Source organism: Nocardia sp. NPDC019395, assembly GCF_040632335.1.
Lineage (GTDB): Bacteria > Actinomycetota > Actinomycetes > Mycobacteriales > Mycobacteriaceae > Nocardia.
This window is the reverse complement of record NZ_JBEYBT010000005.1, coordinates 295,849-308,300: the sequence shown is the minus strand read 5'-3', so window position 1 is coordinate 308,300 and position 12,452 is coordinate 295,849. Positions and strand designations below refer to the sequence as shown.

Annotated in this window: 14 protein-coding genes; 6 read left to right on the top strand and 8 right to left on the bottom strand. The window is 67.5% G+C overall.

What is annotated here, in order from left to right; all coding sequences use genetic code 11:
- Window positions 1-208: 208 nt before the first annotated feature.
- Window positions 209-1,252, top strand: coding sequence for an alpha/beta hydrolase (locus ABZ827_RS17075; RefSeq protein ID WP_357237714.1), 1,044 nt, complete (start codon window positions 209-211; stop codon window positions 1,250-1,252).
- A 13-nt stretch (window positions 1,253-1,265) separates the two neighbouring features.
- Here the strand turns inward: ABZ827_RS17075 and purU are convergent, their stop codons facing one another.
- The 3 genes from purU to ABZ827_RS17060 form a co-directional block, all read right to left on the bottom strand.
- Window positions 1,266-2,156: a formyltetrahydrofolate deformylase gene (gene purU / locus ABZ827_RS17070; protein WP_357237713.1), complete on the bottom strand. Its 891-nt coding sequence runs from the start codon at window positions 2,154-2,156 to the stop codon at window positions 1,266-1,268.
- A 77-nt stretch (window positions 2,157-2,233) separates the two neighbouring features.
- The gene (locus ABZ827_RS17065; protein WP_357237712.1) at window positions 2,234-2,854 is read right to left on the bottom strand and encodes a hypothetical protein; all 621 of its coding nucleotides are present in this window, start codon (window positions 2,852-2,854) and stop codon (window positions 2,234-2,236) included.
- Between the two features lie 408 nt (window positions 2,855-3,262).
- Window positions 3,263-3,796 carry an N-acetyltransferase gene (locus ABZ827_RS17060; protein WP_357237737.1) on the bottom strand — a complete coding sequence of 178 codons (534 nt, stop codon included), beginning with the start codon at window positions 3,794-3,796 and terminating at the stop codon, window positions 3,263-3,265.
- Window positions 3,797-3,935: 139 nt separating this feature from the next.
- Between ABZ827_RS17060 and deoC the strand changes: the two genes are divergently transcribed.
- Window positions 3,936-4,604 (top strand): deoxyribose-phosphate aldolase, encoded by a 669-nt coding sequence (gene deoC, locus ABZ827_RS17055; protein WP_357237711.1) that lies wholly within the window; start codon window positions 3,936-3,938, stop codon window positions 4,602-4,604.
- A gap of 444 nt (window positions 4,605-5,048) precedes the next feature.
- Here deoC and ABZ827_RS17050 read toward each other — a convergent pair whose 3' ends face one another.
- The 4 genes from ABZ827_RS17050 to ABZ827_RS17035 all read right to left on the bottom strand — a co-directional run bounded on the left by ABZ827_RS17050 (window position 5,049) and on the right by ABZ827_RS17035 (window position 7,752).
- A complete protein-coding gene (locus tag ABZ827_RS17050; RefSeq protein ID WP_357237710.1) occupies window positions 5,049-5,774 on the bottom strand; it encodes a DUF2993 domain-containing protein in 726 nt (241 codons plus the stop codon).
- 129 nt (window positions 5,775-5,903) lie between these two features.
- Window positions 5,904-6,701, bottom strand: a complete 798-nt coding sequence (locus ABZ827_RS17045) for a class I SAM-dependent methyltransferase (RefSeq protein WP_357237709.1) — start codon at window positions 6,699-6,701, stop codon at window positions 5,904-5,906.
- A complete protein-coding gene (locus ABZ827_RS17040; RefSeq protein ID WP_357237708.1) occupies window positions 6,671-7,186 on the bottom strand; it encodes a DUF2505 domain-containing protein in 516 nt (171 codons plus the stop codon). The genes ABZ827_RS17045 and ABZ827_RS17040 overlap by 31 nt, the downstream gene beginning before the upstream one ends.
- Window positions 7,187-7,263: 77 nt before the next feature.
- Window positions 7,264-7,752, bottom strand: a complete 489-nt coding sequence (locus ABZ827_RS17035) for a DUF2505 domain-containing protein (protein WP_357237707.1) — start codon at window positions 7,750-7,752, stop codon at window positions 7,264-7,266.
- A gap of 90 nt (window positions 7,753-7,842) precedes the next feature.
- Here ABZ827_RS17035 and ABZ827_RS17030 point away from each other — a divergent pair, with 90 nt between their 5' ends.
- The gene (locus ABZ827_RS17030; RefSeq protein WP_357237736.1) at window positions 7,843-8,883 is read left to right on the top strand and encodes a UDP-N-acetylmuramate dehydrogenase; all 1,041 of its coding nucleotides are present in this window, start codon (window positions 7,843-7,845) and stop codon (window positions 8,881-8,883) included.
- Window positions 8,884-8,916: 33 nt separating this feature from the next.
- Here the strand turns inward: ABZ827_RS17030 and ABZ827_RS17025 are convergent, their stop codons facing one another.
- A complete protein-coding gene (locus tag ABZ827_RS17025; RefSeq protein ID WP_357237706.1) occupies window positions 8,917-9,651 on the bottom strand; it encodes an SDR family NAD(P)-dependent oxidoreductase in 735 nt (244 codons plus the stop codon).
- 23 nt (window positions 9,652-9,674) lie between these two features.
- On the opposite strand from ABZ827_RS17025, the gene ABZ827_RS17020 reads away from it, so the two are divergent.
- From ABZ827_RS17020 to ABZ827_RS17010, 3 genes are all read left to right on the top strand, one after another.
- Window positions 9,675-10,508 carry an alpha/beta hydrolase gene (locus tag ABZ827_RS17020; RefSeq protein WP_357237705.1) on the top strand — a complete coding sequence of 278 codons (834 nt, stop codon included), beginning with the start codon at window positions 9,675-9,677 and terminating at the stop codon, window positions 10,506-10,508.
- A 100-nt stretch (window positions 10,509-10,608) separates the two neighbouring features.
- Complete coding sequence (mshA, locus tag ABZ827_RS17015; RefSeq protein WP_357237704.1) at window positions 10,609-11,949, top strand: D-inositol-3-phosphate glycosyltransferase; 1,341 nt, start codon at window positions 10,609-10,611, stop codon at window positions 11,947-11,949.
- Window positions 11,946-12,449, top strand: a complete 504-nt coding sequence (locus tag ABZ827_RS17010; RefSeq protein ID WP_357237703.1) for a YbjN domain-containing protein — start codon at window positions 11,946-11,948, stop codon at window positions 12,447-12,449. Before mshA ends, ABZ827_RS17010 begins: the two co-directional genes overlap by 4 nt.
- The last annotated feature ends 3 nt before the right edge of the window (window positions 12,450-12,452 follow it).

Below are 12,452 nucleotides of genomic sequence, written 5' to 3'. Positions count from 1 at the left end.
TTCTTCACTCCCGGCGCTCAGTCGCTGCGCTCCTTCGCTCTGGTCGCTCCAGAACGAGACGGGCCCCGAACCACCGAGGTGGACCGGCCGCATGCGGGAAACGGGGGTGGGATGGCATGTGGAAGGACTCGCGGTAGGTGGATGGGCCTACCTGGCGGACTCGGCTCCTAGGTATTACTGTGTCAATCAGTAACACAAAGGAGTGTCGATGCGTGCGACGATGCCGCAGGTTTTGTCCGCTCTGGCCCGTCAGATCGATGGGCTGTTCGAAGTTCACCGGGCGGCCCTGCGTACCCGCGGCGGATACCGGAACGCCGCGCTGAACCCGCCGTCCGTCGAGCACGAGGTCATCGATGTGCGGGCCGCCGACGGCGCTCGGCTCCGGGTGCACGCCTACGGCCCCCGTGATGCCCAGCCGGTGGTGCTCGTCCACGGCTGGACCTGTTCGCTCGAGTACTGGAATCCGCAGATCAACGCGTTCGCCGGGGAGTACCGGGTCATCGCCTTCGACTTGCGCGGACACGGGGAGAGCGAATTCGGCGCCCCCGAGCAACTGGACTGCCATCTGCTGGCCGACGACCTCTGCGCGGTGCTGGACGCGATATTGCGGCCCGGGCAGCGTGCTGTCCTGGTCGGGCACAGTATGGGCGCGATGACATTGCAGGCGTGGGCCGGCAAGTACCCGCAGCGGGTCCTGGATCAGGCCGTCGCCGTGCTGCTGACCAATACCGGACCGCATTCGCTGGTCGCCGAGACCACGGTTGTGCCCTTCTTCAACCGGCGGCTGGCGCTGCTGAACCGGGTCTGGCCGCTGCCGATGTGGCTCGGTCGCGGCGGTTTGAGCGCACGGATCGTCTTTCCGCCGGTAGCGCCCGTCCGGTGGATATTCGCGCGGCAGATCATGACTCTGGCCGCCGATCCCGAAGTGATCGAGTTCGGGATGAATATCGCCCGTTCCTGCCGCTCCTGGGTCCGCTCGGAGTTCGGCCGGCTGCTGGCCGAGATGGATCTCGGCGACGCCGCCCGCCACCTCGCGGTGCCGACCACTGTGATTGCGGGTACCGCCGACGATATGACTCCGGCCGTGCATGCCGAGCAGATCGCGGAATGGCTGCGGGAGTCGGGGAATCTCGCCCGGTTCGTGCTGCTGCCCACCGGCCATCTGGGCAATCTGGAGGAGATCGATCGCTTCAACGAGATTCTCGGCGAGGTGCTCGTCTCGGTGCGAGCACCGGCCGAAGCCGTGGGCTGAGGCCGGGCTCCGCTCAGGAGAACACCACGGTGCGTTTCCCGTGCACCAGGACCCGGCTCTCCAGATGCCAGCGCAAACCGCGCGCCAGCACAACCCGTTCGATGTCGCGGCCCTGGCGGACCATATCGCTGACCTCGTCGGCATGATCGACCCGGATGACGTCCTGTTCGATGATCGGGCCCGCGTCCAGTTCCGCCGTCACGTAGTGACAGGTGGCGCCGATGAGTTTGACACCACGAGCGAACGCCTGATGATAGGGCCGGGCGCCGACGAAGGACGGCAGAAAACTGTGGTGGATATTGATCGCCCGCCCAGCCCAGTGTTCGCACAACCGCTGCGGTAGCACCTGCATGAACCGGGCCAGCACCACCGCATGCGGGTCGTGTTTGTCGACCAGTTCACGAACCCGCTCGAAAGCCGGCCCGCGTTCGGCCGGGTCCTTGGAAAACGGCACATGGTGGAAAGGGATCCCGTGCGCCTCGGTGATCCCGGCCAGATCCAGATGGTTGCCGATCACCGCCTCGATCGTGGCCGGCAATTCCCCCGAGCTCGCCCGGCCGAGCAGATCGTGCAGGCAGTGCCCCTCCTTGCTGACCAGCACCACCGCCCGCCGGCGGATCCCCGAATCGTGCACCTGCCATTCGGTCTCCGGGCCGAGTTCGGCGGCGATCCGCTGGAAACCGGTTCGCAGCTCGTCCACACCGAACGGCACGGTCGATGCCTTGATGGACTGCCGAGTGAAGAACCAGCCGGTCTCGAGATCGGAATGGTAACCGGCCTCCAGGATGGAGCCCCCGAATTCGGCGATGAACGTGGTGATGGCCGCGATGATGCCGGGACGGTCGCGACAGCCCAGGGTGAGCACGTATCGGCGATCGTCGGAGACGGGAACGGCGGAAACCATCCGGTCAGCATATTTGGCGCGCCCGCGCGCGGCAGGTTCGGCCGCCGTGTTCATCCGCGGACTGCCCGGCCTCGATATCAGGCGGCCGCCATGAGGCGGGTGCGGAGCAGCTCGCGGCCGGTTTCGATCAGTTCCGCCACCTCGGCCGCGTTGTAGTAGTCGGCGTACGGGTGCCCCGCGGCAGCGAGTTCGGCAAGTAACAGCAGACCGATCAGAGTCCGGGACAGCCGATGGCAGGCCCGCTTCACCGAGCCCTCGGCCGCCGCCGCGGCCATCTTCTCCGCTGCGACCGCCACCTGTTCCCTGATGAAGTCCGGATTATCGGCCAAGCCCGGATCGCCGGTTATCCGGGCTACCGGGACCTCCACCGCGGCGTCACCGCGACCCCGCAGCAGCCGGCCCTCGAGCGCGTTGGCCGCCGCCACAGGACACCAGACGTTGTAATCGACCACACCGTCCCGTGTCCGCGGCGGTTCGGTGATCACCGAGGTAACCGAACGCAAGACAGCGAGCGCCTCATCGGACCGATCCACCGCCCACAGGTAAACCGACAGGTCCACGATCTCGTACAGCTCGGCCATCCGGGTATGCGACCAGCGCTTGACCAGCGACGATTTGAACTTCAGAAGGTACCGGTTGTCTTCGTCATCGGGTTTCGCGGCAGCCGGCACAAGTATTTCCGCAGTGGTTCGAGACATTGATAATCCTATCGATCGCGGATGAAATCCTATGCCGCAGCCGCAGTCCCCACCTCCCCACCACCGACTCCAGACATCGACCACCCGCGTACACCTCGGCCCAACCAGCACGGATCCGCCGTCGCCCCTGGGCACGTTCGATTCCCCTGCCGCCGGTCCGTTCACATCCGACCCCGCCACCCGCCCGTACTCGCCGCCGCCCCCGGGCGCGTTTGTTTCCCTATAGCCAGTCTGTCCGCATGCAATCCCACCTCGTTTCCCGCATGCGACCGGCCGACCTCGGTGGTTCGGGGCCCGTCTCGTTCTGGAGCGACCAGAGCGAAGGAGCGCAGCGACTGAGCGCCGGGAGTGAAGAACGAGACCAAGGGGGCCCCGAACCCGCGCGCGCCAGCGCGCCAAAAACACAGCTCAGAGCGTATAGAAAGGCCCCGCATACCGAAACTCGCCCAGGATCTGAGAGTCGTATGCCGTCAATGGCCGGACCTGGAAATGACTCGCCCAATCGGGCTCGTCCGGGACTATCCCCAGCCGTTCGGCCCGTTGAAAGCCGAAACGCGGGTAGTAGTCGAGACTGCCGAGCAGTCCGATGAGTGGTTCGTCGAGCGCGTCCGCCGCCCCGATCACAGCGTGCATCAGCGCCGATCCGATACCGCCCCGCTGCCGGTCCGCGAGTACCCCGATCGGCCCCAGTGCGAGGACCGGGAACGGCCCCACCGTGGCGCGGGTGACACAGACATGGCCCACGACCGTCTCGTCGGCCACCGCGACCATGGACAGCGTCGGGATCCAGCCGGGATCGCTGCGCAACTGTCCCATGAGCGCGACCTCGGGTGGATCCTGTTCGACACCCGGACTCGACGCCGCGTAATGGGCGGCGAACGCGCTCCGGTGTACCGCCGCTACAGCGTTGTTGTCGGCGAAACGTTCGCGGCGGATCAGCAACGTCGTCCTTTCCTCGGTAGCCGATAGTGAGTTCACTGGGTAGCCGGTGGCGAGTTCACTCGGTGACCGCGGACGAGTGTTCCGGACGAACCGGAGGCCCGCAACGGAATTCGCCCCGGGTATGCCAGACTCTCGTGCCATGGCCGATTCCGTAGCGTTCACCAGGTCCCAGGTGGCCGAAATGATCGACCACACACTGCTGGCCCCGGAGGCGACCAGCGCGGATGTTACCGCCCTGGTGGCCGAGGCCCGGGAGCTCGGGGTTTACGCGATCTGCGTTTCGCCGGCCATGCTGCCGGTGCGGGCACCCGGCGTGGTGGTCGCGACCGTCGCGGGATTCCCGTCCGGGAAACATCATTCGCTGGTGAAGGGCGCCGAGGCCCGGCTCGCGGTGGACCAGGGCGCGGCGGAGGTCGATATGGTCATCGATATCGGTGCCGCCGTCGCAGGCGATTTCTCCGCCGTGCTCGCCGATATCATCGTGGTACGGGAGGCGATCGAACAGCGCGCCCTCCTGAAGGTGATCATCGAATCGGCCGCGCTCTCCGATGAAGCGATCGTGCAGGCCTGCCGGGCAGCCGAACAGGCCGGTGCGGATTTCGTGAAGACCTCCACCGGTTTCCATCCAGCCGGCGGCGCCGACCCCCATGCCGTGCGTTTGATGGCCGATACCGTCGGCGGCCGGCTCGGCGTCAAGGCCAGCGGCGGGATACGCACCGCCGAGGCGGCAGCCCAGATGATCACCGCCGGCGCCACCCGCCTCGGCCTCTCCCGCAGCCGCGCGGTCCTCGACGCCTTCCCCGAGTAGGCACGGCCTCCGCGCCCACCTCCACGCCGCCGCCGGCGCCACCGATAACCACGGCTCCTCAGCCATGGGCGAACCCGACTCCGCAAGATCCGTGGTCCCGCACCGCCTCATCCACCCGAACTTGCCGTCGCCCCCGGCGCGTTTGATCCCCCTACCGCCAGTTTGTCCGCATGCGACCCAGCCCCGTTTCTCCGCATGCGGCCGGTCAGCGTTGGTGGTTCGGGGCCCGTCTCGTTCTGGAGCGACAGAGCGGGGGAGCGAAGCGGAGGAGCGGCGGAGTGAAGAACGAGACCAAGGGGGCCCCGAACCCGCGCGCGCCAGCGCGCCAAAAACACAGCAACCTTCGCGGTGAGCCAACCTTGGCCCCCGATCCCCGCGCTCACCCCCTCCGGACCTCCCCGCCCCCGAACCCGCGGCGCCGGGGCGCCGCCGAAAAACGACAACTCAACAGGACGTGCTTCCCTCGGCCGGCGGCGGCAATTCCGCTCGCTCACCGTGCAAGTCCAGCTCGATTCCGTTATCGGTGACCCTCAGATCGGTCGGCTGCAGGCCCATCGGGTACTGCTGCATGCTCTCCGTCATCATGTTCACCACCCCTTCGGCCAGATCGTCGGGTACCCCGATACCCAGGAACTGCGCCTGCGCGACCTGTAGTTGCACCTTGCCGTCCACGACCTGCGGAGTCAGCTGGAGCTCGCCGAAACCGCCCAGTACCTGCATGGTGAGCTGTCCCGTGCCGGGGTCCGACTGCACCTCGCTGACCAGACCCTTCAGCGTCTGGGAGATGCCCTCGTTGCTCCAGCTGACGTCGGCGTCCGAACTGCCGACCGTGCTGGCGCTGTTACTGCCGTCCGGCATCTGGAGGTCGTGGAACTGCGCATGCACCTGCATATCGACCGCGGGGCCGAATTCGGCGCCTTCGCTGTCCACGTTCATCCGGGAGACCTTCCCGTCGATCATGGTGATCAGTAGCGGTTTGGCGCCGAAGCCGACATCGATCTTCGAGCCCATCTCCTGCTCGAACTGAGTGCTGATACAACTCGCGATCCGGTGTCGTGCGTAGGCTTCACCGCCGATCAGCGCGGCGGCCACCAGCACGACCGCGGTGATCACGGCGATCGTCGCGGTGCGGCGACTGACCTTCGGTACCGACAGGGTCTTGGTGGGCATGCAGGCGATTCTTCCGCATATTTCTGTGCCGGCTATGAGGCCGGAGTATGGGCACGTGGTGAACGTGGCGACGTCAGCGGTGGTCGGGCACCCGAATTTGTGAGATGGGACACAAGTCGAGTCCGCATGTCATTCGGGCGCGACCGTGGTCCACGGGACGGTCAGAACGTTATCGCGCACCCGGCGGCGAGCATCGTGGATCGGCCAGCCCTGTTCGCGCAGTAGTTCCAGTGCCGCGCGCCAGCGCACCCGGGGTCCGTATACCGCCAACGGCGCGGAATGTGCCCAGGCACGGTCGGCCGCCGACAGCAGAGTGTGGATGCGTTCGCCGGGGATATTGCGGTGGATCAGCGATTTGGGGAGTCGTTCGGCCAGATCGGAAGGGCGTTCGACGGTGAACGGGTCCCAGGCCAGGGTGAAGGTCCGTGGGCCGGAACGATCGAGGGCCACCCATGAGCAGCGGCGTCCCAGTTCGTCGCAGGTGCCCTCGATCAGCAGGCCGTCCTGGGCCAGGCCGGCCAGGATCGTGGCCCACGCATCGGCGACGGCGGACTCCGGATACTGCCGCAGCACATTGAACGCGCGTACCAGAATCGGTCGCAGCCCCGCCAACTCGAATCCGCCGCGGGCGAAGCGCACCCCGTCGCGGTCGGGCACGACCCGCGCCGGATCGATTTCCAGTCCTACTACCCGGACGTCCGGGCGGACCGTACGCAAGCGCGCGGCCAGTTCCAGGGTCGTCCACGGTTGTGCGCCGTAACCGAGATCGACCACCAGCGGGTCCGCGGCGCGGCGCAGTACTCCGGCGATCCGCGGGTCGTGGACGAGTCTGCGGTCGCTGCGGCGCAGCCGGTTGGTTCCCGTGGTCCCTCGGGTCGGGGTACCGAGCGGGAGGCTCAGCTGCTGGGCTTTTGTTCGTCGAGCCATTTCTGGGTCACTTCGGCCTCGGCGCGGAACAGGTCGACCAGATTCACCAGCATGAGCTGTTCGAGCCGGGGTCCCACCATCGGGATGAAGACCTTGGCCTCCGAGGACATCCGCATGGTGCAGCCGGTATCGGTGGGGAACAGGCGCGTGGTGCCGGTCAGGCTGCCGGGACCGGCGGGGATCGAGGCCGAGTACTTGCCCTCGACTTCCGGACCGAACGGCCCGAAACTCTCTTTGCGGGTGATGACCATATCCTTGCGCATCACCGACTGGGCGACCTCGGGCAGCACATCGCGCGGCAGGATGTGGTGCAGCACCACGTCGATGCCGTCCTCGCTGACGTCGATGCTGATCACTTCGTTGGGCGAGTATTTCCGCATTTCGACCATCCGGGCTTCCCAGTAATCCCGGTTCGTCAGCGCCGCGTACAACTCCTTGGTGGTGTGCAGCGGGTAGCGGGCGGAATAGTCCAGTCGGCGAGCCATGCGCGGTAGGTTACCGCCCGGTTGCGTGCCGCCGGGCCGCCGGATGGTCCCGGACCTGTACATCCGGGGCCGGGGCGCTACGGCTGTTCGGCGATCCAGCCGTTGGTGAACTCGGTCTCTTCGGCCAGCAGTTCGGTGAGCCGCTCGCCGATGGCCTCCTCGATCTTGCGACCGAACAGCGGAACCTTCACCTCGATCGACCCGGAGATCTCGGCGACGGCGCCGGTGGGTTCGTCGGTGGCGGTGATGGTTCCGCGGACTTCCGCGGGCGCACCCTCGACCCGGGCCTCGAAACTACCGGTGATCCCGGACCAGGTCTCGGTCCGCGGGATGATCAGATCGCCGGGATGTACGGCGGTGATGGCGGGCGGCAGGAGATCGGCCGGGATGGACTGCACCACCTCGATGCGCACCTGTTCCCCGTCCACATCCAGCGAGACGAAACGAGCGCTCGGCCCGCCCACCGCGGCGATACGGTCCTTCCAGTACTTCTCCGTGCAGAACGCTTCGCGCACCGCGGCGACGGGATGAGAGTAGTGAGCCGTATACGCCAGCGCTGTTGCCATGACCGGACACGCTACCGTCTGGGCGTGCGAACTTCTCGGGTTGTCCCGGCGGACGAACTGCGACGACTGCTGGCCGGTACGGGCGCGCGGGTGCGGTCCGCGGTAGCCATGTCGGAGCTGACCACGCTGCGGGTCGGCGGCAAAGCGACCGTCGCCGATTGCGCCACCACCGAAGCCCTGGTCGCGACGGTGCGCGCCCTGGACGCCGCCGCGGTGCCGGTGCTGTTGCTGGCCGGGGGCTCCAATCTGCTGATCGCCGACGATGATGTTCCCGCCGTCGTGGTCCGGATCGCCACCGAGGGGGTCGAGCTGGGCGCCGATACGGTGACAGCGGAAGCGGGCGCGAACTGGGACGCGGTGGTCGCGAAAACAGTGCGTGCGGGGTTCGGCGGGCTCGAATGCCTGTCCGGGATCCCCGGGTCCGCGGGAGCGACACCCGTACAGAACGTGGGCGCCTACGGGGTGGAGGTCGCCGACCTGCTGCGCCGGGTCCAGCTGCTGGACCGCGCGACCGGGGAAACCCATTGGGTGGCTCCGGCCGACCTCGCGTTCGGCTATCGGACGAGCCGGCTCAAACACCGCTCCGACGCGGTAGTGCTCGCGGTGGAGTTCGCACTCGACCCGTCCGGTGCGAGCGCCCCGCTGGCCTACCGTGAGCTCGCGGATCGTCTGGGTGCCGCCGAAGGCGAAAGCCGCCCGGCCGCCGCGGTGCGTGAGACGGTTCTCGGTTTGCGCGCGGGTAAGGGGATGGTGCTCGATTCCGCCGACCACGACACCTGGAGCGCCGGATCGTTCTTCACCAACCCGGTCGTCCCCGCCGACCAGGTCGACCGAGTCCGCGCGGCTGTTCGAGCGCAGCTCGGCGATGTGACATTCCCCGAATTCCCTGCCGCCTCCGGTGTGAAATTCTCCGCCGGCTGGTTGATCGAACGCGCTGGTTTCGGCAAGGGTTTCCCCGGTCCGGATGCCGCCGCCCGGCTGTCCACCAAACACACCCTGGCGCTCACCAACCGGGGCGCCGCCACGGCCGCCGATATCGTCGAGCTGGCGCGCACAGTGCGCGACGGGGTAGCCGACCGGTTCGGCATCGTGCTGACACCGGAACCGGTCACCGTGGGTGTCGAGCTCTGACGCCCGTCTGCCGCGCGGAGCGCGACGTGCCGGTCAGCCGCGCCGGGCGAAACGGCCCGGGTCTGCCTGGTCACGCGGTTTGACGATGATCTGGTCGAGATTCACATGCGGCGGGCGGTTCGCCACGAAGCCGACGATTTCGGCGATGTCCTGGGCTACCAGCGGATCGATACCCTCGTAGACCTTGGCGGCCCGATCGGCGTCGCCGTCGAATCGGACCAGCGAGAACTCCGTTTCCACCGCGCCGGGAGCGATCTCGGTGAGCCGCACCGGCTGCCCCAGCAACTCGCCGCGCAGAGTGCGGTGCAGTACGGCCTGGGCGTGTTTGGCGGAGGTGTAGCCGGAGCCGTTGTCGTAGGCGTGGAACGCCGCGACCGAGGTGATGGTGACGATCAGGCCGTCGCCGGAAGCGATCAATTTCGGCAGCAACGCCTTGGTCATCCGGAGGGTGCCCAGCACATTGGTCTCCCACATCCAGCGCCAATCGTCGAGGTCGGCGTCGGCGACCGTGGCCAGGCCCTTGGCGCCGCCGGCATTGTTGACCAGCACGTTCGCGCTCTCGATCGCGTCGGCGAAAGCCTGGACCGATTCGTCGGAGGTGACGTCGAGCGGGAGCGCGGTTCCGCCGATCTCCGCGGCCAGCCCCTCCAGCCGGTCGACTCGCCGGGCACCCACGTACACGTGGTAGCCCTGCTTCGCGAGTTCCCGGGCGGTGGCTTCCCCGATACCCGAGCTGGCGCCGGTGACAACAGCGGTGCGTGTGCTCATGGACCCGATCCTATGATGCGCTCATGGCTATCCAGGAAGTGCGCAGTATCGACGGGACCAGCATCGTTTACCGCACAGGTGGGGCCGTGGAAGCGCCGCCGGTATTGCTGGTGCACGGATGGTCGGCGGACCTGCGCTGCTGGGGGCGGGTTTTCGAGGATCTCGCCGCGGATTTCCGGGTTATCGCGGTCGACCTGCGTGGCCACGGGTACTCCGGGGCGCCGGATTCGGGTTACGACGAGCCGAAGAACTGGGCGGGAGATATCGCGGCGGTACTGGCGGCCGAATCGATCGAATCGGGCGCGGTTCTGCTGGGGTGGTCCTACGGCGGGATCGTGGTCAGTGATTATCTCGCCGAGTACGGCAGCGGCGCGGTCGCCGGGGTGATCTTCACCGGGGCGATGGCCAATATCGGGCGGGGTGTGCCGGGTGCCGAGGTCGGCGAGGCGATGCAGCAGGCCATCCCGGGCGTTTTCGAGGAGAGTCCGGGGCGGGCGGTGCGTGGATTCTCCGCGTTCGGCAATGCCAACACCGGGTCCGGTCGGGACAAGGGGGCGGACGCGCAGCGGTTGTTCGGCGCGAGTCTGGCGACGCCGCCGTTCGTACGGAAGGCGCTGTTCTATCGGTCGGTGGACAACACCGGGACTTTGCGCGGGCTCGAGGTGCCGGTACTGGTGTTGCACGGTTCGGATGATCCGGTCGTACCGGTCGCCGACGGGCGCTATATCGCGGAAACCGCCCCGCGGGGGCGGGCGTCGATCTGGGACGGTGCGCAGCACGGGCTGTTCATCGAAGATCCGGATCGGTTCGGTACCGAGGTGCGTCAGTTCGTACAGGAGTGTCGCGTGGGGGGTTGAGTGGGGTTCGGGGTGCGCTGGGATGGGCGGAATCGGGTAGGTGTGATGACTTTCACCCGGTGGGAAGCAGCCGCGGGGCTGCCGCGTTGCACCGTGCAATATGGACATCGTGAGTGAACGCCCGGACCGACGGCCGAACCGTATCGCCGTACTGACGGTGCACACCTCACCACTGGCTCAGCCCGGTACCGGGGATGCGGGTGGGATGAACGTCTACGTGCTGCAGACCGCCGAACAGCTGGCGCAGCGGGGGACCGAGGTGGAGATCTTCACTCGGGCGACCTCGTCGAATCTGCCGCCGGTGCAGGAAGCCGCCCCCGGGGTGCTGGTGCGCAATGTGGTGGCGGGGCCGTTCGAGGGTCTGGACAAACACGATCTGCCGACCCAGCTGTGTCCGTTCACCGCCGAGGTGCTGCGGCAGGAGGCCCGGCAGGTCCCCGGATATTACGACCTCGTGCATTCGCATTACTGGCTGTCCGGCCAGGTCGGCTGGCTGGCGCGGGACCGCTGGCGGGTGCCGTTGGTGCATACCGCGCACACCCTGGCCGCGGTGAAGAACGCGGCACTCGCGGAGGGCGATGCGCCCGAACCGGCGACCCGGGAGATCGGCGAGAAACAGGTGATCGCCGAAGCCGACCGGCTCACCGCGAATACCGCGCGCGAAGCCCGGCAGCTGGTGGAGCTGTACGGAGCGTTGCCCGGAAATATCGATATCGTGCCGCCGGGTGCGGACCTGACGCGCTACCGTCCCGGTGACAGGGCGGCCGCCCGGGCCGAGCTCGGATTGCCCGCCGATGAGGAGATCGTCGCGTTCGTCGGCCGGATCCAGCCCTTGAAGGCGCCGGATGTGCTGGTCCGTGCCGTCGCCGAGGCGTTGCGGCGCCGGCCGGGCCGGAGATTGCGGGCCCTGATCGTCGGCGGGCCGTCGGGTACCGGCCTGGAGCGACCGGATGCGCTCATCGAGCTGGCCGATCAGCTCGGAATCTCCGAACACGTCACCTTCCTGCCGCCGCAGCCGCCCGACCGTTTGGTGCAGGTGTACCGGGCGGCGAATCTGGTGGCCGTGCCGAGCTACAACGAATCCTTCGGGCTCGTCGCATTGGAGGCGCAGGCCAGCGGTACGCCGGTGCTCGCGGCCGCGGTCGGCGGGCTGGGTACCGCGGTCCGGCACGAGCACAGTGGGCTACTGGTGGCGGGACATCGCACACCTGACTGGGGCGGGGCCCTGGAGTACCTGCTGGACGCTCCGGCTCGGCTGGCCGAGATGGGCGAGAACGCGGTAGCGCACGCGGCGGATTTCTCGTGGGCGCATACCGCGGAGAAACTGCTCGACAGCTATACCGCCGCATTGTCGGGCTACGGCCGCGGCCCCGCTATCCTCGGCGAGAACCAGGCCAGATCGCGGGCGCTGTGGCGGCGCCGGACGGGAGTGCTCCGATGAGCGAGATACCGGACACCGCGCGGGTCGTCGAGGAAACCCTGCGGGACCGCGAGATCGAGTACACCCACCCCGGCGACGGTGTGTTCGTCGCGATACTGCCCGGGGAGCGGAAATTGAAGACCGCGGTGATGCTCACCGTGGGCGGGCACGGGGTGCGCTACGAATCCTTCGTATGCCGCAAACCCGACGAGAACTTCGAAGGCGTCTACAAATTCCTGCTGCGGCGCAACCGCCGCCTCTACGGTGTGGCCTACACCCTGGACAAGCTGGGCGATATCTATCTGGTCGGCCGGGCCGCCACGCATTCGGTGACGGCCGAGGAACTGGACCGTATCTTCGGCCAGATCCTCGAGGCGGTGGACGGCGATTTCAACACTCTGCTCGAACTCGGTTTCGCCGAATCCATTCGGAAGGAATGGAAGTGGCGGGTGTCGCGCGGCGAATCACTGCAGAACCTGCGGGCTTTCGAGCATCTCGTGGACACTCCCGAGGTCAACTGATCG